We start from the raw sequence: 26,285 nt of genomic DNA on the forward strand, positions 1-26,285 counted from the left end.
TCCGGGGTGCCCGGCTGGTCCGGCGCGACGCCGGGCGCCGCGCACCGCGCGGCTGCTGTCGGCGCGGAGGCCGAGGACGACGACGACCACGACGGCCACACGGTGATGTCGTCGGCGATCGCCGACCTGAAGGCCGCCGCGTCCGGGCCGTCGGCCCCGAAGTTCTCGGCGCCGGCCAACCCGAACGCGCCGAAGATCCTGGCCGTGACGTGCGAGAACGGCCACCCCAACCCGACCGCCCGCGAGAACTGCCGCGAGTGCGGCAGCGCGCTGTCGGCGGAGGCCGAGCTGGCCCCGCGTCCGTCGCTCGGCCGCATGGTCGTGAGCTCCGGCGCTGCCACGGCCGGCGCGGCAGGGATCCGCGGCGGCCAGGTGGTCGAGCTGGACCGTCCGGTGATCGTGGGCCGCAGGCCCCGCACCAACAACACGTCGGCCGACCAGATGCCCCGCCTCGTCACGGTCTCCAGCCCGCAGCAGGACATCTCGCGCTCCCACACCGAGATCTCGCTCGAGGACTGGCACGTGCTGGTCTCGGACCTGGCCACGACGAACGGCACCACGCTGTTGCGGCCCGGCCAGCCCCCGCGGCGTCTGCACCCGAACGAGAAGGAGCTCGTGTCCGACGGCGACGTCGTGGACCTGGGTGACGGCGTGACCCTCACGTTCGAGGGCATCTGGTGAGGGCGTCGACAGGCTCGACCACCGCAGGCTCGACTACCGACGAAGGAGCAGTGTGAGCAGCAAGAGGAAGCCGTCCCCGCCACCTGAGATCGAGGGCTTCGAGTACCGCAAGCTCATCGGTTCGGGTGGCTTCTCGGATGTGTTCCTGTACGAGCAGCAGCGACCGCGCCGTCAGGTCGCGGTCAAGGTGCTGCTCAAGGAGTGGTCGAGCGAGACACAGCGTGCGGCGTTCGACGCCGAGGCGGACCTGATGGCGACGCTGGGCAACCACCCGTCGATCGTCACGATGTACGAGGCGGGCGTCGCCAACGACGGCCGCCCGTACCTGGCCATGGAGTACTGCTCACGCCCGAACCTGGGCGCGCGCTACCGGTCGGAGCGGTTCTCGGTGGCGGAGGCCCTGCGCATCACCATCCAGATCGCGGGCGCCGTGGAGACGGCGCACCGGCTCGGCATCCTGCACCGCGACCTGAAGCCCTCCAACATCCTGGTGACGCAGTTCGGGCACCCGGCGCTGACGGACTTCGGCATCTCGTCGACGGTGGACGAGGCCTCGGCCGCGGAGGGCATGTCGATCCCGTGGTCGCCGCCGGAGTCGTTCGGCGACCCGCCGATGTCGGGAATCGCCACGGACGTGTGGGCCCTGGCCGCCACCTGCTACACGCTGCTGGCCGGGCGCACGCCGTTCGAGACGCCCGGCGGGTCCAACACCTCGGCGGACCTGGTGCGCCGCATCGAGCAGGACGAGCTGCCACCGGTGAGCCGCAGCGACGTCACGCCGTCGCTGGAGCGCGTGCTGCGCATCGCGATGTCCAAGCTGCCGTCCTCGCGGTACCCGACCGTGCTGGCCTTCGCGCGCGAGCTGCAGAAGGTCCAGGTCGAGCTGTCCCGCGACGTCACGCCCATTGACCTGCTCGACGAGTCCGGCGCCATGCAGGAGGACGAGGCCGAGGCCGACGGCACCCGGTTGCGCCAGGTCGTCACCATCGACCCGGCTGGTGCGGGCGGGGCAGCGGGCGGGAGCGGGTTCGGGCCGGGCCCGAACGGCTTCGGCCCTGGTGGCTCGGGCGGCGCGGTGCGCGCCGCGGCGGGTGCCTACGCCCCCGCCCTGCCGGCCCCGGCTCCAGGCCCTTCGCCGTCGGACGACACGGTGTATCGCGGGTCGACGGACCCCTCGACGACCGGGACCCAGGCGACCGCGGGCGTGGCCGGCCAGTTCGCGCCCGCCGAGCAGGCACCGGCCCCGGAGGCGGAGGAACAGCCGCGCCGAGGGCCCTGGGCGCTGGTCGTCGGCGTGGTCGTCGTCGCGGTGGTCGGGGTGTCCGTCTGGGCGCTGAACGGCACCGGCGGCCAGGACCCCGAGGGCGAGCAGACGGCGGCGACGTCCACCTTCGTGCCGCCGCCACCCGCCGGCGGGTACGTGCCGCCCGTGGGAGACGTCGAGGTCGAGGTCAAGGGCAACGAGGCCGTGTATTCGTGGACACCGCCCAAGTCCCTGCAGGAGGGTGACACCTACGCCTACCGCGTGCTGGAGCTGACCGGCGACCCCGTGTTCGAGCCGGTGCCGAGCGGTACGTCGGTGACGGTGCCGATCAAGGGCGAGACGTGCGTCGAGATCGTGGTCGTGCGCTCGAGCAAGCCATCGGATCCACAGCCGAACGCGAAGGACGACTGCGTCAGTCCACCGGGCTGACCAGAACTGACAGGACGACGGTAGCTCCGAGCGCACCCGCTCGGACCGGACAGGGGAGGTGAGTGGATGAACGGCCTTGCGATCGAGTTCGCCGGCGAGTGGTTTCGCCCGTCCGAGGAGGGCGCGCCCTTCGACATCGGCCGCGAGGGCGACCTCGCGATCGACGACAACCCCTACCTGCACCGCCGCTTCCTGCGCATCACGCACGAGGACAGCATCTGGTGGCTGTCCAACGTCGGCTCCCTCATCTCGGCGACCGTGTGCGACGCCGGGGGCGGCGTGCAGTCCTGGCTCCCGCCGGGTAACCGCCTGCCCATGGTGTTCCCGACGACGTCGATAGTGTTCACCGCCGGACCCACGACGTACGAGATCACCGCGCAGCTCGACAACGCGCCGTACCACGAGATCCGGTCCGAGGACGAGGACGACTCGGGTGCCACGACCATCGGCGCCATCAGCTTCACGAAGAGCCAGAAGCAGCTCATCGTGGCGCTCGCGGAACCGATGCTGCGCCGCGAGGGCACCGGGCTGAGCGAGATCCCGTCGTCGGCGTCCGCGGCCCGGCGGCTCGGCTGGGCGAGCACGCGGTTCAACCGCAAGCTCGACAACGTCTGCGAGAAGCTCGACCGGATCGGAGTGAAGGGGCTGCGCGGCGGGCCGGGCGCGCTCGCGACCAACCGCCGCGCCCGGCTGGTCGAGTACGCGGTGGCCTCTCGGCTGGTGACGCAGGGCGACCTGCCGATCCTCGACGAGTCGGAGGACGAGAAGGGGGCGACCGCATGAGCAAGCCGGCACGAACCCGGGCGGAGCTCGTGGTGGCGGGAGCCATCGCCGGCGCGCTGATCGTCTGGGTTCTCGTGGTCTTCGGGACGGTGCTGTTCACCGGCGCCGGGACCGGTAATTTCTTTGACCCCTGGCGCGCGCTCGGGCGCGTGCTCACGACGGGGTCGACGTGGCTGGTCCCGCTCGGCGGAGCCGTGGCCGGTGGAATCGTGGGCGCCATAGCCGGCAGTCCCAAGAACAAGCAGAAGAAGTGACGGGGGAGGATTCATGCGCGTCAAAGTGACGCTCGTACGTTCGGACGGTAGCCACGACGACGTTGTGGTGACCGCAGACGCCGGCGCCCGGATCGGCGAGATCGCCGACACGATCGCTCGCGTCGATCCGGCGGCGCCCGGCGCCCCGGGTCGGTCTCGCACGCTGGAGGCGCAGCTGCCGGGGCAGGACCGGCCGGTCCGGCTCCCCGCGGACGCCGCGCTCGGTGAGGCCTGGATCGGCTCCGGCGCGTTCGTCGCCTCGGTCGAGCAGACCATGCCGGGCTTCGACTACCCGGGGTCCGACGCGGTCCGTGCGGCCGTGCGCATCGAGGGCGGCGGCACCGTGGAGCTCACGGAGGGCTCGTGGGTGCTGGGCCGCTCGCAGGACTCCGACGTCGTGGTCGAGGACCCGATGGTGTCGAAGCAGCACCTGCGCCTGGACGTGGCGGACGGCGTCGAGGTCGTCGACCTCGGGTCCGCCAACGGCATCCTGGTCGACGGCTCGCACATGCAGCGTCTGCACGTGGACGGCTCGCAGAGGATGCAGGTCGGCGACACGTGGGTGACCGTCGAAAGCCGGCAGCCCGCCACGCTCACGGGCGTGACGCCCAAGGCCGGGCCGGTGGCGTTCACCCGCTCACCGCGGGTGGAGGCGCGGTACAACGGCGAGGAGTTCGAGTCGCCGGAGGTGCCCAAGGAGCCGGAGCCCCGCGACTTCTCCCCGCTGATGCTCATGGGGCCGGTCGTGATGGGCGTCGCGATGTTCCTCGCGACGGGGCGCATCATGTCCCTCCTGTTCGTGGCGATGGCGCCGATGATGATGGTCGGCAACTACTTCAGCCAGAAGCGGCAGGCCAAGAAGAAGCTGGAGCGAGAGGTCGCGCGGTTCGACGAGTCGCTGCAGTCGCTGCGGGACGTGCTCAAGGACGAGAAGGAGACCGAGCGGTCGGTCCGGCTGCGCGAGGCCCCGGCCACGCAGCACGTGTACATGGAGGCGATGCGGCACGGTCCGCTGCTGTGGACGCGGCGCCCGGAGCACTGGAGCTTCCTCAACGTCCGGTTCGGCGTGGGCACGATGCCGTCCCGCAACGAGATCAAGACCGGCGGCAAGGGCAACCTGATCAAGGAGCACCAGGCCCTTCTGGACGCGGTGGTCGACCAGTACGCCGACGTCGACGGCGTCCCTGTCGTGGAGAACCTGTACGACGCCGGCGCGCTCGGCTTCGCCGGCCCGCCCGCCCGGGTGGTCGGATCGCTCAACTCGGTGCTGCTGCAGCTCACGGGCCTGCACTCGCCGTCGGAGCTGGTCGTCACCAGCATCGTGAGCCCGGTCTGGACCCAGCATCTGCAGTGGCTCACCTGGATCCCGCACACGTCGTCCGCCCACAGCCCCATCGAGGGACACCACCTCGCGGACTCCGCCTCGGGTGCGCAGCGCCTGCTCGCGCAGCTCGAGGAGCTGATCTCCACCCGCCTGAAGGCGGTCCGCGGCGCGCAGCGCCGCGGAGCGATCGGTGAGGACGCCGCCGCGCTGGAGCGCGGGGGCGACGTCGGCGACAAGAGCAAGGCCGACACGGGCACCAAGTCGCCGGTCCCCGCGGTGGTCGTGGTCATCTCGGACGACATCGACGTGGACCGGGCGCGCCTGATCCAGCTCGCGGAGATGGGCGCCGACGCCGGCGTCTACCCCCTGTGGATCTCCGCCGAGGCCGCCGGCCTGCCGGCCGCGTGCCGCACCTTCATGGAGGTGAGCCAGGAGGGCCCGCGCGTCGGCATGGTGCGCCTGGGCCGCTGGGTCGACGACATCGTGCTGGAGGAGGTCGACGGCAAGACGGCGCTCGAGTACGGCCGCCGTCTGGCCCCGGTGTTCGACGCCGGCGCCATCGTCGACGACGCCTCCGACCTGCCGCGCTCCGTCACCATGCCCGCGCTGCTGGGTCACGACCTGTTCGAGAACCCCGACGCCGTCATGGAGCGCTGGCGCCAGAACCTGTCGGTGTACGACAGGACCGGCCACGGTGTGCGGCGCAAGCGCCCCGGTTCACTGCGTGCCATCGTCGGCTCGGCCGGTGTGGACGCCCAGCACCTCGACCTGCGCACCCAGGGCCCGCACGCCCTGGTCGGTGGCACCACCGGTGCCGGTAAGTCGGAGTTCCTCCAGGCGTGGGTGCTCGCGATGGCCGCCGAGTACAGCCCGGACCGCGTGACGTTCCTGTTCGTGGACTACAAGGGTGGCTCGGCCTTCGCGGACTGCGTCCAGCTGCCGCACTGCGTCGGCCTGGTGACCGACCTGTCACCGCACCTGGTGCTGCGGGCCATCACGAGCCTGCGGGCCGAGCTGCACTATCGGGAGCACCTCTTCAACCGCAAGAAGGCGAAGGACCTGCTCGAGCTGGAGAAGCGTGGCGACCCGGAGACGCCGCCCGCGCTGGTCATCGTGATCGACGAGTTCGCCGCCCTCGTGGGCGATGTCCCCGAGTTCGTGGACGGCGTCGTCGACGTCGCCCAGCGTGGCCGCTCGCTCGGTATCCACCTGATCATGGCCACGCAGCGCCCGGCCGGTGTCATCAAGGACAACCTGCGCGCCAACACCAACATGCGCGTGGCGCTCCGCATGGCCGACGAGTCGGACTCCTCCGACGTCGTCGACGTGAAGGACGCGGCGTTCGTGGACCCGTCGATCCCCGGCCGCGGGCTCGTCAAGACCGGTCCCGGCCGTGTGCAGGCCTTCCAGTCCGGCTACGCCGGCGCCTGGAGCACACGGGCGCCCGAGACCGCCAAGGTGGAGGTCGCGCGCCTGCACTTCGGCCGCGAGGAGAAGTGGGAGGAGCCGGTCGTCGAGTCCGACGCCTCCGCCGAGGAGAAGGACCTCGGCCCCAACGACCAGCAGCGCCTCGTCGCCCGGGTACAGGAGGCGTTCGAGCGCGGGCGTCTGCCGATCCCGCGCCGTCCGTGGCTGGACTCGCTCGCCGACGTCTACGACCTCACGCGGCTGTACCAGCGCACCGACAACGAGCTGCTGATCGGCGTCGCCGACATCCCGGAGCAGCAGGCGCAGCGGCCGATGTACTTCTACCCGGATCAGGACGGTCACATCGGCGTCTACGGCACCGGCGGTTCCGGGAAGTCGACGGCCCTGCGCAGCCTGGCGGCTGTCGCGGGCATCACGCCCCGCGGTGGCCCCGTGCACGTGTACGGGCTGGACTTCGCCGCAGGCGCGCTGCGCATGCTGGAGGCGCTGCCGCACGTGGGCACCATCGCCAAGGGCGACGACAACGAGCGTGTCGTCGGTCTGATGCGGATGCTGCGCGACGAGCTGCGGCGGCGCGGTGAGGAGTTCGCCGCCGTGAACGCCTCCAACGTCGCGGAGTACCGGCAGCTCTCCGGCCGGACTGACACTCCCCGGATCCTGCTGCTCGTGGACGGGTTCTCGAACTTCCGCGACGAGTACGAGGTCGGTGCGGGCCGTTCCGAGTGGTTCGAGGTGTTCCGCGACATCCTGAACGACGGTCGTGCCCTGGGCATGCACGTCGTGTTCACCGCCGACCGGTCGGGCGCGGTGCCGAGCTACGTGCGGTCCCTGGTACAGCGGAACATCCTCTTGCGGATGTCCGAGGACGGGTTCCTCGCGTTCAACGCCCCGCGCGACATCGTCACGCAGACGTCGCCCGCCGGCCGCGCCGTCGTGGACGGGCTGGAGGTACAGGTCGCCGTCGTCGGCGGTACGACATCGGTCCAGGAGCAGGCTGCCGCCACCGAGCGGCTGGCGGAGTCCATGCGCCGAGCCGGGGTGCGCCCCGCGCCGACGGTCCGGGTGCTGCCGCAGGAGTACTCGGCGACCGAGCTGCCCGACTTCGTCGGGCCGGAGCGCCTGCCGGTGCTGGGGCTGGACAACATCGCCCTCGCGCCGCTCGGCTTCGACCCCGTCGGCACTATCGTCGTCGCTGGTCCTCCGGGGTCCGGGCGGTCGAACGCCTGCGTCGCGATCGTGCGGGCGGTCCAGCGGGCCAACCCGGACGCCCGGCCGTACCTGTTCGCGCAGTCCCGGTCCGCGATCGCGGGCGAGGTCGCGTGGGCGGACGTCGCGACGGGCGTCGACAAGGTCGCGGAGCTGGCGAAGGACCTGCTCGCGGCCGTCCAGGACGAGGACACCGCTCCGGGGATCGTCGTGGTGATCGAGGGGCTCAACGAGTACCTGCAGACCGCTGCGGACAAGCCGATCCAGGACCTCACCAAGGCGATCCGCAAGTCCGACCACCTGCTCGTGGCGGACGCGGAGACCCCCGCGTGGAGCGCGTCCTGGCCGCTGCTCGGCGAGGTCAAGAACGGCCGCCGCGGCCTCATCCTGCAGCCGGAGAACCTGGACGGCGACACGATCCTCAAGACGTCCCTGCCGCGGGCCGGCAAGGGCGAGTTCCCGGTCGGCCGGGGTGCGTGGGTCGCTCGCGGAAAGAACCTCCGTGTGCAGGTGCCGCTCGTGCTGGGCACCGATGGGTAGACCTACCCATGGCCGGGGTGCCCCGGCGCGGATACCGTTCTGACGGACGAATGGCGGGCTGTGGCCCGACGAACTTTCTGGGGGGTGACTGACCATGAGCGACTTGGTCCTGTCGCTGGATCAGCTCAGCACGCTCGCCGACGATCTGGAGGCGATCCAGCACGAGCTGGAGAACGCCGAGGGAAACGGTAATGCTGCGGCTGATGCCACGGGCGACGACGAGCTGCGCGACCGTATGGACGACTTCCACAGCAAGTGGGACGTCAAGCGCGGGGAGATGCTCGAGAACGTCAAGAAGCTCGCGGGCATGATCCGGAACGTCGCGGACACGTTCCAGCAGGTCGACAACGACCTGGCCAAAGCGCTCGAGGAAAAGGCCTAGGGGGAGACCGATGGGTGACACGCAGTGGGAGGAGCTCGACGGTGACGGCTCGCTCCTCAAGGTGAAGGGCCAGGCGTACGTCGACATTGCCGACGCGATCGTCCGCTCGATGGGTGCCTTGGACAACATCACGGACCAGATCGAGAGCAAGTCGCTGGCGATGGACAAGACTCGCAAGGTCGCCACGGACGTCCGGGACAGCATCAAGAACGCCGAGGGCCGATACCGGGAGACGGGCGCAGCCCTCGTCGACTACGGAACTGCCCTCGTCGCCGCGAAGGCGGAAGCGGATCCCGCCGCGCAGATGTTGCGGACGCTCCGTGACGCGCAGGAGACGGCGCAGGCCAGAGCCAGTGTCGCGGAGACCGCGGTCGAGGATCTCCCCGACAACGCGAGCGCCGCGGACAAGAGCGATGCCGAGCGTCAGGCCACCGACGCTGGGGGCGAGGTCGACCGGCTCGCGGGCGAGATCGCCAGGTACGAGGGCCAGTGGCAGGGCGGCAAGGACGACAAGGACAGCGCTGCCGGGAACGCCAGGAGCCGGATCGACGAGCAGTTCGAGAGGGACGAGGCCGCCGACTTCACCGACGGCTTCTGGGACCACGTCGGGGACTGGGCAGGGAAGATATACAAGGTCTTCAAGGTGATCTGCGACATCGCAGGAATCCTGGCGATCTTCCTCTCCTGGGTACCGATCCTGGGCCAGATACTCGTGGCGCTCGCGGCGATCGGCGCGATCCTGAGCATCATCGAATCGGTCGTCAAATACGCGAACGGCGAGATCGGGTTCGGGGCGATGCTGCTCGGCGTCGGCCTCGGTGCTCTCTCGCTGTTTGGCGGCAAGCTCGCGACGCAGCTGTCGAAGTTCTCGAAGATGAAGACGCTCTTCTCGTCGTCGAACCGGATGAACTCCATCGTGCTGGCCGGGGGCGACGACGGTGTCAAGCTCCTGGACGACGCCATGGTCTTCAGAAACGGTCTGCCGATCGGTGGATCGGCGATGGACAAGCTGAAGTACGCGTTCAAGACGCCGTTCACGCAGTCGACCTCGCAGATCGCCGTGCGGGAGGCATTCGAGAACGGATCGATGACTATGGGGGAGGCCTTCAAGGCGACGGTCAAGAACTCGTTCCCGAACCCGTTCGCGAGCGGAGCCCTGAAGGGCAACGTCCTCGGAGAGACGTCGACGCTGACCGCGAAGCTCGCCGACATGGGCGTGGACGGCGTCCGGCTGGAGGGCCCGTGGCGATCGGCGCAAGTCCTGAGCGCTGCGACCTTCGGTAGTACCCTCACCAGCAACACCGTTGGAGCCGTCAATGGATTCACAGGCGGCGACGTTATGGGTGGGGTCAAGTCCTCGATCGGTGTTCTCGGCACCCCTGCCGGTGGCTCATGGGGCGCCGCGGCGAGTTCACCGATCACGATCATGAATGACATCAAGCTCCTCGGCACCCTCTGAGCAGCTACTACTTCGGCAAGTGATAGTGCCCGAGGATGCTCCGGTGATACCGGGCATCCTCGGGCTCCTGGACGACAGGGGGTCGTTACATGAGCGGATCAATCGTCGAGTTCGGTCTGAGATTGCCTGACACCTGGCATGTGCTGCCGGGTGTGGGCGACGCCGAGTGGGCCGGCACGATGGCGGCTGAGATCGCGGCGGGCTCTTCGGAGCCCGTAGCCGTGGATCTGCTCAGGCGGCAGCTCCTGGACGTGCGCGCTTCAGTGGACGCGATGGGCGACGTCGGTCGGCTGCGGACCGCGGTCCTGGTCGACGATGTCACGGCGCCTCTGGTCAGCGCGATGATGACGGTCGGCCTCATGACAGGGGCGGACGCCGACATCTACAAGGCGCAGATGGAGCAGGTGGCACACGAGGTCGAGGACGCTCAGCTGATGGGCAACCAGCTCTTCGACGCGGAGGTGTCCGCGGGACCGGTGATCGGCGCCCACTTCCTGATCGGGCACATGCAGGATGGTCAGGGCGACGCGGGTGCACACCTCGAGGAGCGGGTCCACGCCGCGGTGTTCCCCACCGGAACGACCGATGCGCTCGACGTCATGGTGGTCGCCGCGAATGTCGGGCTCTTCGAGGACCTCCCGACGACGGTCGTCGATCTGCTCGAGAATGTGACGCTCAGGACGGAGGGCGTGGCATGACGAAGTCCGTCGAAGCGAAGCAGGTCCGTGTCTCGGACGGCGACGTGCGGATCGTGCTTCCGGGCACGTGGGTACGTGTCCCGTTGGACAGCGAGGAAGTCGCGACGGCATACGCCAAGCGCTTGGTCAAGCGACAGGCCGGCAAGGCGGACCGGATCGCCAGGGCCCGCCGTGAAGCAGTGCTGGAGCTGGTGAACTCCGCGCGTGAGGCCGTGAACATCGGCGTTCATACCTACCTGATGTCCCTGGAGATCCTTCCGGGGATTCCGTTCCCCGCAGCGCTCCTGCTCCGGGACGAGGACTGGCCCGAAGCATCCCGGCCTGCTCTCGCAGAGGGTGACGTAGCGGCGGCGTTGACCACGGCGTTCCCCGAGATCGAGGTCGCCGAGGGTCGCTACGGCCCAGTTGGCAGGCGGTGGGAGATGGCGCGCCACGCGGTGGGCGAGGACGACGAGGAATTCCAGACCCTGCGGCTGGAGTACTTCGTCCCACATCCGAGCGGCTCTGGTGTGCTCATGGCGCGCGCCAACATGTCCAACGTGCCCAGTGGAGAGCCGTTCGCGACGCTCTTCGACGAGATCATCGACTCGATCACGTTTCCAGAGCCGGACGAGGCCGGCCAGGGAGGCGAGACCAGCCCGGCGCAGGAGCCCGCGGTCACGTCCGCCTGAGCCCGCTTGGTCGGCTGAGCCTGTCTGAGTTGACCTCAGACAGGCTCAGCCCGATTCAGCGCTTGTCCTGGTCTCGGAGCTGAGCCTGGTACTGCTCCATGCGGGCCTGGTGCGCGGAGGCCTGGTCGGGAGCCGCCTTCCTCCACAGTTCGACGAGCTCGGCCGCCGCCGCCTCGTCGGACGACCCCTGTGCGGCTCGCCAGACGAGAGCGTGCACCGTGCCCTCGGGGGCAGCGCCGCTGTCGAGGACCGCGGTCGCACGGTCCGCGACGCCCTGCGGAATCGGCCGGGCCGTCCCGGCGACGTCGCCGATCACTCGATCCGCGCTCGCGGCACCGCCTGCTCGCGACTGCGCGGTGGCAAGCAGCCTCAGGAGCGGGCCGCTGACGACGGCCAGGAGGATCCCGGCCGCGATTCCGACCGCGATGCGCATCCCGATCTCCACCGGCGCGACCACGACGACGACCACGACGGCGATCGCCACGCAGATCAGATACCACCAGGAGCCCGTCCTCTTGACCGCGCGGAACCAGCCGGGCATGTTCCCGCTGAATCCGTCGAGCGCGGCGTCGAGCTGTTCGACGGCCTTGGCTACCCCGGCGGGCGCCCCCGGCGCTGTGACGATCCAGCGCTCCGAGGCGCTTCCCTTGATGAGCCAGTTCGCCTGCGACATCTCGTTCCCCTTGTATTCGATGTACGACGCCCTGCTCGCGGACCCTGGGGCGTCTTCGACCACGAAGACACTAGCAGTCAGATTTCACCCCGAGATCGGCTCCCGACCTGGCCGTTACCTCAGCGCGCGGATAGCGTTGCGCCCGGCATACGTCGATGACGAAGGGACGAGATCGTGGTGAACCCGGCAGGAAGGTCCACGAGGGCGAAGGCGCCTCCGGGGCCGGTGAGCCTCTTGCTCCGACCCGTCGGCTACTGGTGCCTGGCGTGGGTCTGGGCCGCCATCTGGGTGGTCGGGATCCTGCTCGCGCCTGGCTCGATCGCGTACGTCTACTTCGATGACGAGATCATCCTGGGACAGGTGCTCGGGGATACCTCGTTCCTCGGCATTGTCGCGCTGGTGGTGATCGTGGTCCCGATCCTGGTCGCGGTCATGGGACCCGGCGCCATGTTCTGGGTCCCGACCATGGGCTGGCCGCTCGCGGTGCTCTGCTTCACCTACGCGTTCCGGGGGCTGCGCCCCTCGTACGCGAAGGAGCCGCTCTCCTACACGACCCAGGCGCCGCGTGGGTCGTCTCTCGGCCCGCCCACGATCGGGACGGTCGCGCTGTCGCTGAAGCCGGTGCGCCGGTCTCGGTTCACTGACACGATCATGAAGTGGTACATGGCCGGCTGGGATCTCCACATGGAGATCTTCCTGGCTGCGCTGCCGGCCGGGCTCGGCTGGGTGTGCTTCTTCGGCTGGGCGTCCCGCGATATCAACGAGTCGTTGCGACAAGGTCTGCTGGTCGCCGGATGTGTGCTGGTGCTCGTCTCGTTCGTCCTGGTGGCCCGTGCCCTGCGCGTCCTGTTCAAGCGGTGGCAGCCGGACGGCATCGTCGTCGCTTCCGTCTGATACCCAGCGAGTTACGAGCAACGAGTACGTGGGCGGTGCGGGGTGTCAGAGACCGTTCCGCCTGCGTATCTCTTCGAGCTTCCTGGAAAGCGCCTCGTCGTCCGCCGCACGCTGTGCCGCGAGTTCGGTGGCCACCCGCCGCAGCAGTGCGTCCAGATCGGACTCCGCGGCCTCCCTGTCAGACCCGTGCCGTGCGCCACGCCAGAGCAGTTCATGAACCTCGGGCTCCAGATGCGGGTCGCGCTCGACCACGGCGTCGAGAGCCTTCTGCGCACCCGCGGGGGCGACCCTGACCACCTGTGTGTCGACGACGACCATACTGGTGTCTTCCCCGCCATTGCGATGGATGTCTCCCGGACCACCAGCGTCGTCTGTGGCGTAATCGCCGCTCTGCTGATCGTGTTTTCCGTCGCGTGGGCGCTCCGGCTCACGTTCATTCGGCCACGGCCGAAAGACCGGCCCGGACGGTCCGAAAACGGCTCGTGACATGGGCGAATGACCATGTAAGGTCCGGATGGGTAGACCTACCCATCGACGTGACGGGCACGGGTCTGTAGCGTCTTAGTCAGTCGGGCGGCCGAGGGGGCCGGCCGCGTATCTGGAAGAGGAGATGTCATGGCGGACCTTAACGTCACCTACGATGAGATGCGGTCGCAGGCGAACCAGCTGCGAACGGGCCAGCAGACCATCATGGACACGCTGACCGACCTGTCGAACCAGGTGAACAACCTGGTGGCGTCGGGCTTCGTGACGCAGCAGGCGTCGGGCGCGTTCCAGGGCTCGTATGAGCAGTTCACCGTGGGTGCCAAGCAGGCGATCGAGGGCATCGAGGGTATGGCCTCGTTCCTCGAGTCGGCTGCTCAGGCCATGCAGGACACGGACCAGAGCCTGGCGCAGGGCATCGGCGGCTGACACCGTCGTCCGCCGTACCGGCGGGATCGCCGACGCGGGGTGGTGCCAAGTACGACTTGGCACCACCCCGCGTCGTTGTCGTCGTATCGCAGCCGTAGCCGTAGCAGTAGCGAACAGGAGACAAAGGCGTGGATCGCAAGACGCTCTACTGGGCCGTCCTGGTGCTCTTCCTCGTGCTCTCGATCGGGCGGCTCGCCGTCCATCTCAGCCGTGACGACTACGAGGGGGCCACGGTCTGGATAGCGCTGCTGATCGTGATCGCCATCTGCGTCGTGACGGTCATGGTGGTCCTCGGCCGGGCCCGCGGGCTCGCGGCCCACGTGGAGAAGCGGCGACCGGGTGCCCGGGTGGTCCCGGCGTTCGGCACCGCCGAGACCGTGGACCAGGCCCGTGCCGCCGGCGCGTCGGCGCGCAAGATGATGCCCATGGGCGGGAGCCCGGTGGCGCTGGCCGTGCTGGGCGACGTCATAGAGGTGTGGGTGGGTCGCGAGGCCGAGCCCCGCTGGGTGGTGCGGCGGACGCCGGGCGGCGTGCGGGCGGCGTCGGGCACCTACGGGACGCGCGACGTCCGGGCTGTCCTGCTGTCCGACGGCAGTGCCGGAGTCACCGTGGTCCCGGCATACCGGCCGCTGCGCGCCATGGGCGGCGGCGCGACGGACGACGTCGACCGGGCGCTCGTCGAGCTCGGTGCCCCGGCCTGACCAGGCCTGAACCGGGCCGGCCACACCGTTCTCCCACGATCCCCGCACGTCCGCCCTGCGAGAGGGGATGAGGCGATCCTTACCCGGTCGGTAGAATCGTGGGCGGCCTTCGCTTCCCTCCTGACCTATCGACCGGAAGGCGCCCCTTCGTGAGCACCACCCGACCCCTGCGCGTCGCCGTCGTCGGCGCCGGCCCTGCCGGCATCTACGCGAGCGACATCCTGTCCAAGACCGACCTCGACGTCAGCATCGACCTGTTCGAGCGCCTTCCCGCGCCGTTCGGCCTGGTGCGGTACGGCGTGGCACCGGACCACCCGCGCATCAAGCAGATCATCGTCGCGCTCCACCGTGTGCTGGGCCGCGGAGACATCCGCCTGCTCGCCAACGTGGACTACGGCGTGGACGTGAAGCTCGAAGACCTGCGCCAGTACTACGACGCCGTGATCTTCTCCACCGGTTCCATCAAGGACGCCGAGCTGGACATCCCCGGCATCGACCTCGACGGTTCCTACGGCGCCGCCGACTTCGTGTCCTGGTACGACGGCCACCCCGACGTGCCCCGCACGTGGCCGCTGGAGGCGGAGCAGGTGGCCGTGGTCGGCGCCGGCAACGTCGCCCTCGACGTCGCCCGTATCCTCGCCAAGCACGCGGACGACCTGCTGCCCACCGAGATCCCGGCCAACGTGCACGAGATCCTGAAGTCTTCCCCGGTCACGGACGTGCACGTGTTCGCGCGCCGCGGCCCGGCGCAGGTCAAGTTCTCGCCGCTGGAGCTGCGCGAGCTGGGCCACGTGCCCGACGTCGACATCGTCGTGTACCCGGAGGACTTCGACTTCGACGAAGGTTCTGAAGCCGCGATCAACTCGTCGAACCAGACCAAGCAGGTAGTGAAGACCCTGGTGGACTGGACACTGAAGGACCCGGCGCAGAACACCGCGTCGCGCCGTCTGCACTTGCACTTCCTGCACGCCCCGGCCGAGGTCCTCGGCGAGAACGGCAAGGTGGTCGGGTTCCGCACGGAGCGCACCGCCCTGCAGGGTGACGGCACCGTCAAGGGCACCGGCGAGTTCGTCGACTGGCCGGTCCAGGCCGTCTACCGCGCGGTGGGCTACTTCGGCTCGTCCCTGCCGGAGATCCCGTACGACGACGTCAAGGGCGTCATCACCAACCGCGAGGGCCGGGTTGTCGACATCGACGGCAACCAGGTGCCCGGCGTGTACGCGACGGGCTGGATCAAGCGCGGCCCGGTGGGCCTTATCGGGCACACCAAGTCCGACGCGTCCGAGACCGTGCGGCACCTCGTCGAGGACGTCACCGGTGTGGCCGACGGCGAGGCACCCGGCGACCTGGCCGGCGGCCGTACCGCGCCGCAGGGTGAGCCGGACGCCATCACCGAGTTCCTCGCGGGCAAGGGCGTGGAGTACATCGAGTGGTCCGGCTGGGAGCTCTTGGACGCGCACGAGCGCGCGCTCGGCGAGGCCGAGGGCCGCGAGCGCGTCAAGGTCGTCCCGCGCGACGAGATGATCGCGGTCGCGCGCAACGGCGGCTGACGCTCCGCTGCTCGACACCGTAGGGGCCACCTTCCGATCGGAAGGTGGCCCCTTTGTCATGCTTCTTTCCGGCCCGAATCTCGGCCACACGCCGCCACGGCGGCAGCCCGGATACCGGGCTGCCGCCGTTTGTCGTCTCCGGCCAAAGAAGACACTTAGGGCGCATAGGCAACCTTTCGCCATGGGAAACATTAATCACAGTAGTGTTTTTTCGCAGGTAGCAAACGTTCATGATCGAAAAGATTGCGGGTCCAGCATCTTTGCCTTAGCGTTCTTCTTGGTTGCAGATCGCAGCCACTCGAACGCTCCGGACGTCGGAGCACGACCTGCAAGGGAAGAACACATGTCTCGTGCTGCTGCACTCCTCATGACCTCGCTCCACGTCCTCACGGCCCGCTTCGACGGCGCGAAGAAGGACAGGGGCGCCACCGCCGTCGAGTACGGCCTGCTCGTCGGCCTGATCGCGGTCGCGATCATCGTGACGCTCGTGGCCCTCGGCCCGAAGCTGAACGCGCTCTTCAACGACGTGCTCACCAAGCTGCCGGCACCGGCGGCCTGAGCGAGCGACCGGACCGGCTCCCGCCGTGACCGCGGCGGGAACCGGTCCGTGAGACCACCCACATCCACCACGACCGAGGACGGGACCCACATGCCGAGACTCAGGACGCGAGGCCACCGCGAGCGCGGTGCGGCAGCGGTCGAGTTTGCGCTGGTCCTCCCGATCCTGCTGCTCCTGATATTCGGCATCGTCGAGATCGGCCGGGCGTACTACGTCCAGACCACCCTGTCGGCGGCCGCGCGTGAGGGCGTACGCGTGATGGCCCTGCAGAACGACACAGCGGCTGCCAGGTCGACGACGAAGAACGTCGCCGGCGGCCTGGCCGTGACGGACAGCCAGATCAGCGTCACGCCCACCACCTGCTCGGGTTCGACCGCCGGGACCGCCACGGTCAAGGTGACGTATCCCGTAACACTCATGTCCGGCCTCTTCGGGGCCAGTATCACGCTCACCGGAACGGGGACCATGCGATGCCACGGATGAAGCACTTGCCGTCGCGCACGCGGGATCGGGGCGCCGTGAACGTCATGGTCGCGCTGCTGATCATCCCGTTCATCGGCTTCGCCGCGATCGCCGTGGACGTCGCCGCTCTCTGGGCAGACCGCCAGCAGCTCCAGACCGGGGCCGACGCCGCCGCGTTGGGCATCGCCCAGGACTGCGGCAAGAACAGCTGCGGTTCGCCGGCGGCGACCGCCCAGGCGCTCGCCACGCCGAACAAGAACGACGGCGAGGTGACCGCGAAGGTCCTGACGCCCGCCGTCACCCCGAGCGCCGGCACCGTCACTGTCGAGACCTCCGGGGTTCGTGAGCACTGGCTCGCGCCGGTCCTCGGGTTCGACCGAAGCTCGGTGGCCGCGAAGGCGACCGCCGCATGGGGTGCGCCGACCGGCGGGCTCGCCCAGCTCCCGATCGCGTTCTCGTACTGCGAGTTCCTGGCACAGACCGGCGGTGGACTGCCGTCCACCACCACGGAACGCACCATCACGTTCACCAAGTCCTCCGGTACCTCGTGCACCGGGCCGTCGAACAACGTGGTGCCTGGCGGGTTCGGCTGGCTGGACGTCAACCGGGCCTCGTGCACCACGTTCAGCACCATCGGCGAAGTGCTCTGGTCGAGCACGGGCGCGGCCGTGCCGAGCGGCTGCTCCACGGCCGACTTCGCCGACGTGCAGGGCAAGACGGTGCTCCTGCCGATCTTCGATCAGGCCGGCGACTCGGGCAGCAATGCCTGGTACCGCCTCTACGGCTACGCCGCCTTCAAGATCACCGGCTACCACTTCGTGGGGCAGTTCTCCTGGAGCAACGACGGGACCTGCTTCGGCAACGTGCGCTGCATCCAGGGCTACTTCACCAAATTCGTCGACCTCTCCGAGGCCTTCACCTACAGCACGACGGCGCCCTCCATGGGCGGGTCCGTCGTCTCCCTCAAGCCATAGCTCCGACCCTCCGACCTGAATCGTCATCGAAAGGACCACATCTGTGCGTCGTCGAATCGTCGCCGCTGTCGCGGCCATACTGCTCGCCATAGTCGGCGTGGTCCTGTTGACCGGCTACGTCGCGGGCGCCGACCAGCGGGCAATGGCCGGCATGAAGACCACCAGCGTGCTGGTGGTGACCCAGTCGGTCGCGGCCGGCACCAAGGCCGAGGACCTTGCCGAGCTGGTGGCGCCGAAGGTACTGCCCGCCAGAGCCGTCGCCCCCGGCGCGTTGACCAGCTTGGACGACGTAGCCGGCCAGGAGGTGACCGCTGACCTGGTTGCCGGCGAACAGGTGCTCGCCGAACGGTTCGCCCCACCCAAGAAGGAGAAGGACGGCGCCGTCGACATCCCCAAGGGGATGCACGAGATCTCGATCATGCTCGAGTCCCAGCGGGTCGTCGGCAGCAGCCTCGTCGCCGGCCAGACGGTCGGCGTCTTCACTACCTCGCACGAGAGCCGCCGGACGCACCAGGTCCTGCACGAGGCGCTCGTCACGCGCGTCGAGGGCGGCTTCCCCCCGCCGGACGCCGAACCCGCAGGAGGCGCCGAACCCGCAGGAAACGCCGAACCCGCAGGAGGCGCCGAACAAGAGGCCCCCGCCGTGCCCGAAGGCAGCGTCGTGGTGACCCTCGCCCTGTCCGCCCCTGACGCCGAGACGCTCGTCTGGAGCCAGGAGATCGGCAGCATCTGGCTGTCCCGCGAGCCGGTAGGCGCCCCGCGTGATGGCACCCGAACCGTAACCGAAGAGGAGTTGTTGGGATGACCACATCTGTCCTGGCCACCACTGCGGCCGATGCCTCATCGCAGCGCGACGTGGCTGCGCCCCGCGGGCGGGTCGTGAGCGTGATCTCGCCCAAGGGCGGGGTCGGCAAGACTACCGTCGCGACGAACCTGGCCGTCGGCCTTGCCAAGGCGGAGCCCGGCTCCACGGTCCTGGTGGATCTCGACGTCCAGTTCGGCGACGTCGCCACGGCGCTCAACCTGACGCCCCAGCACAGCCTCGCGGACGCCGTGCAGGGCGTCGGCAGCGGCGACTCGATGGTCCTCATGACCTTCCTCACCCAGCACGAGACCGGGCTGCACGTCATCTGCGGTGTCGACTCGCCCGCGGCCGCTGACGTCGTGACCGACTCCGACGTGCGCCGTCTGCTCGCGACGCTCGCCGCGGACTTCAAGTACGTCGTGGTGGACACCGCGCCCGGCCTGTCCGAGCACACCCTCGCGGCGCTGGACGAGACCACCCACCCGCTCCTCGTCACCAGCCTGGACGTTCCGGGAGTCCGGGGCCTGCGCAAGGAGCTCCTGACTCTCGACGCGCTCGGCATGTTCGTCGGCTCGCGGTTCGTCGCGCTCAACTTCGTCGAGCGGAACAGCTGGCTGTCGGTGGCAGACGCCGAGGCCACGCTCGGGACCGGCGTCGACCTGCTGCTGCCCCGGTCGAAGGCGATCCCTGCCTCCGTCAACCTCGGCGTGCCGCTGCTCCAGAGCGGGGTGCGGGACCCGATGACCAAGCAGCTCCGCACTCTGGTGGGGCGCTACACCGCGCCGGAGTCCGAGGACGAGCGGCTGCGGGGACGGCACCACCAGGTCGGAGGTGTGCGATGAAGCTGAGCGAGCGGCTGGCCGTCGCGAACCCAGCGCGGGTCACGTTGCCCGGGGTTGCGGACCCGGGTTCCGCACCCACCGGTCCGTCCACCGCGTCCGTGCCCACTGCTGCGCCCTTGGGTGAGCCGGTGCCCGAGGCGGCCGCGACGCCCGAGACCGCGCCGCGGCCCACGCCGGCCGGGTCCGGCCGTAGCCTGTCCGCACGCACCTCCACGCCCGTCGCCGGTCCGCCGGTGAAACCGCACGGTGACGCGCTGGCCCGGCTCAAGGACACTGCGGCGTCGGCCCTGTTCGAGCGGCTCGGGACCCGCCTCAACGACCCGTCGCTGAGCGAGGAGAAGCTGCACACGATCGTGCGCAGCGAGCTGAACCACGTCGTCGAGGAGCAGGACGTCCCCCTCACCGCGGAGCAGCAGCAGCGCCTCATCAGCGACGTGCAGGACGATGTGCTGGGCCACGGCCCGCTGCAGCGCTTCCTCGACGACCCAGCGGTCACGGAGATCATGGTCAACGGTCCCGACCAGGTCTATGTCGAGCAGTCCGGCATGCTGCAGCGCAGCGACGCCCGCTTCAAGTCCGAGGAGCACCTGCGCCGCATCATCGAGCGCATCGTGTTCCGCGTCGGCCGGCGGATCGACGAGTCGTCCCCGCTGGTCGATGCACGCCTCGCTGACGGATCGCGCGTGAACGCGGTAGTCCCGCCCCTGGCATTCAACGGGTCCTCGCTGACGATCCGAAAGTTCTCCAGGGACCCGTTCAAGGTGCACGACCTCATCCGGTTCGGGACGCTGACCCCCGACATGGCCGAGCTGCTGCGGGCCTGCGTCGAGGCGCGCCTGAACATCATCGTCTCCGGTGGTACGGGCACCGGTAAGACGACGCTCCTCAACGTGCTGTCGTCGTTCATCCCCGAGAGCGAGCGGATCGTCACGATCGAGGACGCCGTCGAGCTCCAGCTCCAGCAGGATCACGTGGTGCGGCTCGAGAGCCGGCCGCCGAACGTCGAGGGCAAGGGCGAGGTCGGCATCCGCGAGCTCGTGCGCAACTCCTTGCGTATGCGCCCCGACCGCATCGTCGTCGGTGAGGTCCGCGGCGGCGAGACGCTCGACATGCTCCAGGCGATGAACACCGGCCACGACGGCTCGCTCTCGACCGTGCACGCGAACTCCCCGAGGGATGCCATCGCGCGCCTGGAGACGCTCGTCCTCATGGCGGGCATGGACCTGCCCCTGCGCGCCGTCCGCGAGCAGATCGCGTCGGCGGTCGACGTCGTCGTGCAGCTCACGCGCCTCAAGGACGGAACCCGCCGAGTCACCGCGGTGACGGAGGTACAGGGTATGGAGGGCCAGACCGTGACACTGCAGGACGCGTTCCTCTTCGACTACGCGGCTGGCGTGGACGGCGCCGGCCGGTTCCGCGGCACGCCCGTCGCCACCGGCGTGCGGCCCCGGTTCACCGACCGCTTCGCAGAGCTGGGCATCACGCTCTCGCCGTCCGTCTTCGGCGCCACCGAGACGGGGGCACGCCGATGAGCGGCATCGTGCTGGCAGGGCTCGCCGCCGTGGGGGTCGCCGCGCTGGCCGCCGTCTACGCGATCTTCGGGTCCGGCAACCGCCTTCCCCTGGAACGCCGGCGCCCCGTACCTGAGTCGCGGTCGGGGATGCTCGAACGCGGCGCGGCCGCGGCGACCACCGCGCTCGACGCCCTGCTGCGGCGGCGCGGCACGGACGCGGCCGACCACGTCCTCGAGTCCGCGGGGGTGCGGATGCGCCTCCAGGACATCGTGTTCCTGCAGATCGTCGCAGCGGTATGCGTCTTCGCTGCCGGGCTGCTGCTCGGCAGCACCTTCATGGCGTTCCTGCTGGCGGTCCTCGTCCCGGTCGTCACCCGGCTCGGGCTGGCCGTGCGCACCAAGCACCGCCAGGACGCGTTCGCCGACCAGCTCGACGACTCGCTGCAGCTCATGGCGGGCAGCCTGCGGGCAGGGCACAGCCTCCTGCAGTCCCTCGCCTCGGTCGCGCGCGAGAGCGACGAGCCCACCTCAGAGGAGCTCTCCCGCGTCATCAACGAGGTCCGCGTCGGACGCGACCTCGGCGAGGCGCTGGACGAAGCCGGCGCCCGCGTGGCCAGTCAGGACTTCGTCTGGGTCTCCCAGGCCATCGCCATCAACCGCGAGGTCGGCGGGAACCTCGCCGATGTGCTCGACGGCGTCGGGAACACCATCCGCGAGCGCAACACCGTCCGGCGGCAGGTCAAGGCGCTCGCCGCCGAGGGGAAGCTCTCGGCCTACGTGCTGATGGCGCTCCCGGTCGGCATCACCGGCTTCCTGGCCCTGACGAGCCCCGCCTACATCGCCGCCTTCACCAGCGGTCTCATCGGATACCTCATGATCGCTGCGAGCGCTGTCCTGCTGGTCATCGGCGGGCTCTGGCTCCGCAAGTCCGTCCGAGTCACCTTCTGATCCGGAGGATCGCACCTCATGTCACCCCTCATCCTGACACCGGTCGCGCTGGCCGCCATCGTCGCCATCGGGCTGTCGCTCGCCGTGCTCGCCTGGGTCTTCCTGGACCCCTCGGTCCACGACCGGCGGATGGTCCGCAAGAATCTCCGTCGCGGGCTGGCGTCGGACACCCCTGCGAGCCTCGGTGTCGCGGACGACGAGGCGCCCCGCGGCTCCGCCCTGCTCGTCAGGCGGCTCACCCCGCTGAAAGCCGCCGAGCGCCTCGAACGGCTGCTGAGTCGCGCGGGTCGGCCGCCGGCCTGGCCGCTCGACCGCCTCTTGGCGGGCAAGATCCTGCTCGCGGCCGGCGGCGTGACCCTGAGCCTCCTGTTCGCGACCGCGGCCCCTGGCCTGCTCGCCGTCGTGCTCGGGGCCGTCGTCACCCTGGTGGCGTACTTCCTGCCGGAGCTGCTGCTGTACAGCCGGGCCCAGGAACGCAGCAAGGCGATCGGGCTGGAGCTGGCGGACACGCTGGACCAGATGACGATCGCCGTCGAGGCCGGCCTGGGATTCGAGGCGGCGATGGCACGGACGGGAAAGAACGGCACCGGCCCCCTGGCCGAGGAGCTGGTCCGCACGCTCCAGGACATGCGGATGGGCCTGTCCCGCCGGGAGGCCTACGACCTGCTTGCCGCCCGGACCGATGTGCAGGACCTGCGCCGGTTCGTCCGCGCCGTCGTCCAGGCGGACGCCTACGGCATCGCGATCGCCGACGTGCTGCGCACGCAGGCCGACGAGATGCGCAAGAAGCGGCGCCAGCGCGCCGAGGAGAAGGCGATGCAGATCCCCGTCAAGGTGATCTTCCCCCTGATGCTCTGCATCCTGCCGGTCCTGTTCATCGTCCTGCTCGGGCCGGCGGTACTGGGCGTCCTCGCGGCGTTCAGCGGGTGAGGCGCGCTCATGGAACCCGTACCCGTCCTCCTCGCCGCGGTCGTCGCCGGCGTCCTCGCGGCCGCCTGCGCCCGCTGGGTACAAAAGAGGGTGGCCACAGTACCTTCCGCGTGGCTCCGTACCCTGGTGCTCGCCGCCCTGGCCGCCGTGGGCGGCGCGTGTGCCGCGGCCGCGGCACCGACCTGGCCCGAGGCGGTGGCCTTCACCGTCCTGGCCCTGGCCTGTGCACTGTTGGTCGCCGTCGACCTTGCCGAGCAGCGGATCCCGGACCGTGTCCTGGGCCCGGCCTACCTGTCGTTCATCGCGACCCTGACCCTTGCGGCGGCCGTCTCGGGGGAGTGGCCGCGGCTGGGCCGTGCGGCGCTGGCCGCCGTCGTCCTGTGCGCGGGGTACTTTCTGCTCGCCCTCGTCTCGCCCTCCGGGCTGGGCCTGGGGGACGTGAAGCTCTCCGGGCTGCTCGGGGCCTACCTCGGCTGGCTGGGCTGGCCGGAAGTGCTCTTCGGCACACTGTCGGCGTTCGCGATCGCCGGAATCGTCGCGGCGCTCCTCGTCCTGGTCCGCCGGCGCTCGCGTCGGTCGGACGTCGCGTTCGGGCCGTGGATGGTCCTCGGTGCAGCGCTCGCCACTGTGTGGACGCCGCCCTGTTCGTATTAGGTTAGGGTGAAATTTTTCCGATAGGGCAAACTCACCGATTGCGCGAGAATGGAGTAGATTATGACCATGAGCGCAGAGGAGACCACCCCGAACGACAGTCCCGCCCCGGGGCTCAGGGAGCTCAAGAAGCAGATGACGCGGGACGGGATCGCCGCCGCGGCATTTCAGCTGACCCTGGAGAAGGGCCTCGACCACGTCACCATCGAGGAGATCTCGCGCATCGCCATCGTCTCGCCTCGTACGTTCTCCAACTACTTCTCCTCCAAGGAGGAGGCCGTCGTCTCGGCGGGTGCCCAAGAGCCTGAGCAGTTCGTGCCCACCTTCCGCGAGGCCCTGCAGGAGGCCCCCCCGCTGCAGGCGCTCCGCGAGGTGTTCTCCGACTTCTTCATGAACCGCACGGACGAGCAGCTGGACCACATCCGCGAGATGCTCGCGCTGGTGGAGCAGTACCCCTCCCTGCTCGACGTCCAGACGGCCCGGTTCGGGAACATTGAGGCGGAGCTGCGTGCCGTGGTCGCCGAGCACACCGGCACCGACGCAGAGACGGACATGTACCCGTGGCTCGTCGCCTCCGCGGGAGTCGCCGGGATCAAGGCGGCGCTGCGCGTGTGGGGGAGCGCGGACGACGGGCGTGACCGCTTGGTGAAGCTCGTTCACGAGGCGCTCAACCTCTTCAGCGAGGGGCTACCCGTACCCGCTGGAGCCGGTGGCGGAGCTGGGCGGGCCTGACGACTCACGCCGTTTCCGTGACCGCAACCGGAGTGGGAGATCATTGCTCCGGGAACCGCCACCCCGCGTGGCGCGTTCGGCTGGGTGGAAAGGAGTGCGATGCACAGGCACTACAACGGGCTGAAGACCGCCGCGCTGTTCGGTGGCATGTGGGCCGTGATCCTCGGGCTCTGGGCGCTCTTCGGGCGGAACACCGGCATGCTGTGGATCTTCGTGCTCATCGGGCTGGGCACGACAGCTTACGGCTACTGGAACTCCGACAAGCTGGCGATCCGAGCGATGCGCGCGTACCCGGTCACGGAGCTGCAGGCGCCGGAGATGCACCGCATAGTGCGCGAGCTCTCGACGGCGGCGCGCCAGCCGATGCCCCGGCTGTACATCTCGCCCACCAAGGCGCCCAACGCGTTCGCCACGGGACGTAACCCGCAGAAAGCCGCGGTGTGCTGCACGGAGGGCATCCTGCAGCTCCTGAACGAGCGTGAGCTGCGCGGCGTGCTGGGGCACGAGCTCATGCACGTCTACAACCGCGACATCCTCACGGCATCGGTCGCGTCGGCGCTGGCCGGGCTCATCACGGCACTCGCGCAGTTCCTGCTGTTCTTCGGCGGCGGCGACCGCCGCGAGGGCGGCAACCCGCTGGCCGCGCTCGCCATGGCGCTGCTCGCCCCGATCGCCGCGATGCTCATCCAGATGGCGATCTCCCGCACCCGCGAGTACGACGCCGACGAGGACGGCGCCCGGCTCACCGGCGACCCGCTGGCGCTGGCCTCCGCGCTGCGCAAGCTGGAGCTGGGCACGCAGCGCGCGCCGCTGCCGCAGGACCGCGAGCTCACCAACGTGTCCCACGTGATGATCGCGAACCCGTTCCGCGGGGCGGGGATCGGCCGCCTGTTCGCCACCCACCCGCCGATGCCGGACCGTATCCGCCGCCTCGAGGCCATGGCCGGCGGCCCGTCGGGCGGCTACGGCCAGGGCGGGATCGGCGGCCCGACGTCGGACCCGGACTGGGGCACCCCGCCCGGGATGCTCTGAGCTCACCCCGGGGTCACCCGGCCGCGGCCCAGGAATGCGTTCGTCGCACCCCGTGGCTGCGGATACGGTGGTCCAGATTCCCACCGGACGTGCAGGGGCGCCCGGGTATTACGCAGAAGGAGCAACACATGGCCGACTCGTCGTTCGACATCGTCAGCAAGGTCGACCGCCAGGAGGTCGACAACGCGCTGAACCAGGCCGCCAAGGAGATCTCGCAGCGGTACGACTTCAAGAACGTCGGTGCCTCGATCACCTGGAGCGGCGAGAGCATAGTGATCGTCGCCAACTCGTCGGAGCGCGTGCTCGCCGCCCTCGACGTCTTCGAGACCAAGCTGGTCAAGCGCGGCATCTCGCTCAAGGCGATCGACGTCGGTGAGCGCGAGCCCAAGCCGTCCGGCAAGGAGTATCGCCTCGCCGCGACCCTCAAGGAGGGCCTGGCGGGCGAGTCCGCGAAGAAGGTCACCAAGATCATCCGCGAAGAAGGCCCCAAGGGCGTGAAGACGCAGATCACGGGTGACGAGGTGCGCGTGACCAGCAAGTCCCGCGACCAGCTTCAGGAGGTCATGGCCCTCCTGAAGGGCTCGGACCTGGACTTCGCCCTCCAGTTCACGAACTACCGGTGAACATGCAGGTCAGCGGCTCTTTTTGGGCTGGTAGACCGCACGCGGTCCGCAGGTGCGGACGCTGAGCACGGGCTGACGGGTGGTTGCCGGGATACCGGTGGCCGCCCGTTCGGTCTGTCAGGAGGTCTTCGCGGGGCCTCGGTAGCCGGTGCGCCGCTTACCGCTCGGTCTCCTCGAGCCGGAGCGCCTTCTCGGTGAAGTAGTTCACCTCGCCCTTGTCATCCTCGACCCCGACGACGAACTTGCCCGAGGGAGTAGCACGGAGATCGACGACGGTGCCGCGTCCGCGCAGAGTCAGTACGTGGGCTCCTGGCGTGAAGATCGTATCGCTCATGGGCCGATTATCCGGGCGCCAGGCACCGGTC

General features: G+C 69.6%; 28 protein-coding genes. 25 read left to right on the forward strand and 3 right to left on the reverse strand.

Annotated elements, in window-relative coordinates; all coding sequences use genetic code 11:
* From EW117_RS19600 to EW117_RS19640, 9 genes are all read left to right on the forward strand, one after another.
* The coding region (locus EW117_RS19600; protein WP_165362783.1) for an FHA domain-containing protein at positions 1-681 on the forward strand (681 nt) is incomplete at its 5' end.
* Positions 682-733: 52 nt separating this feature from the next.
* The gene (locus EW117_RS19605; RefSeq protein ID WP_129788402.1) at positions 734-2,374 is read left to right on the forward strand and encodes a serine/threonine protein kinase; all 1,641 of its coding nucleotides are present in this window, start codon (positions 734-736) and stop codon (positions 2,372-2,374) included.
* Between the two features lie 66 nt (positions 2,375-2,440).
* Entirely contained in the window at positions 2,441-3,157 is a 717-nt protein-coding gene (locus EW117_RS19610) for a hypothetical protein (RefSeq protein WP_129788403.1), read from the forward strand.
* Entirely contained in the window at positions 3,154-3,411 is a 258-nt protein-coding gene (locus EW117_RS19615; RefSeq protein WP_129788404.1) for a hypothetical protein, read from the forward strand. The genes EW117_RS19610 and EW117_RS19615 overlap by 4 nt, the downstream gene beginning before the upstream one ends.
* A gap of 13 nt (positions 3,412-3,424) precedes the next feature.
* Positions 3,425-7,909 (forward strand): FtsK/SpoIIIE domain-containing protein, encoded by a 4,485-nt coding sequence (locus EW117_RS19620; RefSeq protein ID WP_129788405.1) that lies wholly within the window; start codon positions 3,425-3,427, stop codon positions 7,907-7,909.
* 94 nt (positions 7,910-8,003) lie between these two features.
* Positions 8,004-8,291, forward strand: coding sequence for a hypothetical protein (locus tag EW117_RS19625; RefSeq protein WP_129788406.1), 288 nt, complete (start codon positions 8,004-8,006; stop codon positions 8,289-8,291).
* Between the two features lie 10 nt (positions 8,292-8,301).
* Complete coding sequence (locus EW117_RS19630; protein ID WP_129788407.1) at positions 8,302-9,750, forward strand: hypothetical protein; 1,449 nt, start codon at positions 8,302-8,304, stop codon at positions 9,748-9,750.
* An 89-nt stretch (positions 9,751-9,839) separates the two neighbouring features.
* The gene (locus tag EW117_RS19635) at positions 9,840-10,448 is read left to right on the forward strand and encodes a hypothetical protein (protein WP_129788408.1); all 609 of its coding nucleotides are present in this window, start codon (positions 9,840-9,842) and stop codon (positions 10,446-10,448) included.
* Positions 10,445-11,119, forward strand: a complete 675-nt coding sequence (locus tag EW117_RS19640) for a hypothetical protein (protein WP_129788409.1) — start codon at positions 10,445-10,447, stop codon at positions 11,117-11,119. The genes EW117_RS19635 and EW117_RS19640 overlap by 4 nt, the downstream gene beginning before the upstream one ends.
* 55 nt (positions 11,120-11,174) lie before the next feature.
* Here EW117_RS19640 and EW117_RS19645 read toward each other — a convergent pair whose 3' ends face one another.
* Positions 11,175-11,792, reverse strand: a complete 618-nt coding sequence (locus tag EW117_RS19645; protein ID WP_129788410.1) for a hypothetical protein — start codon at positions 11,790-11,792, stop codon at positions 11,175-11,177.
* Positions 11,793-12,017: 225 nt separating this feature from the next.
* Between EW117_RS19645 and EW117_RS19650 the strand changes: the two genes are divergently transcribed.
* Positions 12,018-12,686, forward strand: a complete 669-nt coding sequence (locus EW117_RS19650; protein ID WP_129788411.1) for a hypothetical protein — start codon at positions 12,018-12,020, stop codon at positions 12,684-12,686.
* Positions 12,687-12,731: 45 nt separating this feature from the next.
* Here EW117_RS19650 and EW117_RS19655 read toward each other — a convergent pair whose 3' ends face one another.
* Positions 12,732-13,004 carry a hypothetical protein gene (locus EW117_RS19655; protein ID WP_129788412.1) on the reverse strand — a complete coding sequence of 91 codons (273 nt, stop codon included), beginning with the start codon at positions 13,002-13,004 and terminating at the stop codon, positions 12,732-12,734.
* 297 nt (positions 13,005-13,301) lie between these two features.
* On the opposite strand from EW117_RS19655, the gene EW117_RS19660 reads away from it, so the two are divergent.
* The 15 genes from EW117_RS19660 to EW117_RS19730 all read left to right on the forward strand — a co-directional run bounded on the left by EW117_RS19660 (position 13,302) and on the right by EW117_RS19730 (position 25,920).
* Positions 13,302-13,598 carry a WXG100 family type VII secretion target gene (locus EW117_RS19660; RefSeq protein ID WP_129788413.1) on the forward strand — a complete coding sequence of 99 codons (297 nt, stop codon included), beginning with the start codon at positions 13,302-13,304 and terminating at the stop codon, positions 13,596-13,598.
* 128 nt (positions 13,599-13,726) lie between these two features.
* Positions 13,727-14,299, forward strand: coding sequence for a hypothetical protein (locus EW117_RS19665; RefSeq protein ID WP_129788414.1), 573 nt, complete (start codon positions 13,727-13,729; stop codon positions 14,297-14,299).
* Between the two features lie 149 nt (positions 14,300-14,448).
* Positions 14,449-15,849 (forward strand): FAD-dependent oxidoreductase, encoded by a 1,401-nt coding sequence (locus EW117_RS19670; protein ID WP_129788415.1) that lies wholly within the window; start codon positions 14,449-14,451, stop codon positions 15,847-15,849.
* Positions 15,850-16,192: 343 nt separating this feature from the next.
* Entirely contained in the window at positions 16,193-16,408 is a 216-nt protein-coding gene (locus EW117_RS19675; protein WP_242504396.1) for a Flp family type IVb pilin, read from the forward strand.
* Between the two features lie 90 nt (positions 16,409-16,498).
* Positions 16,499-16,891, forward strand: coding sequence for a TadE/TadG family type IV pilus assembly protein (locus tag EW117_RS19680; RefSeq protein ID WP_129788416.1), 393 nt, complete (start codon positions 16,499-16,501; stop codon positions 16,889-16,891).
* Entirely contained in the window at positions 16,888-17,844 is a 957-nt protein-coding gene (locus EW117_RS19685; RefSeq protein WP_129788417.1) for a pilus assembly protein TadG-related protein, read from the forward strand. Before EW117_RS19680 ends, EW117_RS19685 begins: the two co-directional genes overlap by 4 nt.
* A gap of 43 nt (positions 17,845-17,887) precedes the next feature.
* Positions 17,888-18,649 (forward strand): Flp pilus assembly protein CpaB, encoded by a 762-nt coding sequence (gene cpaB, locus EW117_RS19690; protein WP_129788418.1) that lies wholly within the window; start codon positions 17,888-17,890, stop codon positions 18,647-18,649.
* Entirely contained in the window at positions 18,646-19,491 is an 846-nt protein-coding gene (locus EW117_RS19695; protein WP_129788419.1) for a CpaE/TadZ family protein, read from the forward strand. Before cpaB ends, EW117_RS19695 begins: the two co-directional genes overlap by 4 nt.
* Entirely contained in the window at positions 19,488-21,023 is a 1,536-nt protein-coding gene (locus EW117_RS19700) for an ATPase, T2SS/T4P/T4SS family (protein ID WP_242504397.1), read from the forward strand. Before EW117_RS19695 ends, EW117_RS19700 begins: the two co-directional genes overlap by 4 nt.
* Positions 21,020-21,952 carry a type II secretion system F family protein gene (locus tag EW117_RS19705; protein WP_129788420.1) on the forward strand — a complete coding sequence of 311 codons (933 nt, stop codon included), beginning with the start codon at positions 21,020-21,022 and terminating at the stop codon, positions 21,950-21,952. The genes EW117_RS19700 and EW117_RS19705 overlap by 4 nt, the downstream gene beginning before the upstream one ends.
* Before the next feature lie 18 nt (positions 21,953-21,970).
* Entirely contained in the window at positions 21,971-22,882 is a 912-nt protein-coding gene (locus tag EW117_RS19710; RefSeq protein ID WP_207211951.1) for a type II secretion system F family protein, read from the forward strand.
* Between the two features lie 9 nt (positions 22,883-22,891).
* Positions 22,892-23,536 (forward strand): prepilin peptidase, encoded by a 645-nt coding sequence (locus EW117_RS19715; RefSeq protein ID WP_129788421.1) that lies wholly within the window; start codon positions 22,892-22,894, stop codon positions 23,534-23,536.
* 66 nt (positions 23,537-23,602) lie between these two features.
* Positions 23,603-24,265 (forward strand): TetR/AcrR family transcriptional regulator, encoded by a 663-nt coding sequence (locus EW117_RS19720; RefSeq protein ID WP_165362784.1) that lies wholly within the window; start codon positions 23,603-23,605, stop codon positions 24,263-24,265.
* A 99-nt stretch (positions 24,266-24,364) separates the two neighbouring features.
* Positions 24,365-25,297: a zinc metalloprotease HtpX gene (gene htpX / locus EW117_RS19725; RefSeq protein WP_129788423.1), complete on the forward strand. Its 933-nt coding sequence runs from the start codon at positions 24,365-24,367 to the stop codon at positions 25,295-25,297.
* A 128-nt stretch (positions 25,298-25,425) separates the two neighbouring features.
* A complete protein-coding gene (locus tag EW117_RS19730) occupies positions 25,426-25,920 on the forward strand; it encodes a YajQ family cyclic di-GMP-binding protein (RefSeq protein WP_129788424.1) in 495 nt (164 codons plus the stop codon).
* 157 nt (positions 25,921-26,077) lie between these two features.
* On the opposite strand, the gene EW117_RS29500 is transcribed toward EW117_RS19730, so the two are convergent.
* Positions 26,078-26,254, reverse strand: a complete 177-nt coding sequence (locus tag EW117_RS29500; RefSeq protein WP_165362785.1) for a hypothetical protein — start codon at positions 26,252-26,254, stop codon at positions 26,078-26,080.
* Between the last annotated feature and the right edge of the window lie 31 nt (positions 26,255-26,285).

It is taken from the genome of Promicromonospora panici, assembly GCF_900608595.1.
Classification (GTDB): domain Bacteria; phylum Actinomycetota; class Actinomycetes; order Actinomycetales; family Cellulomonadaceae; genus Promicromonospora; species Promicromonospora panici.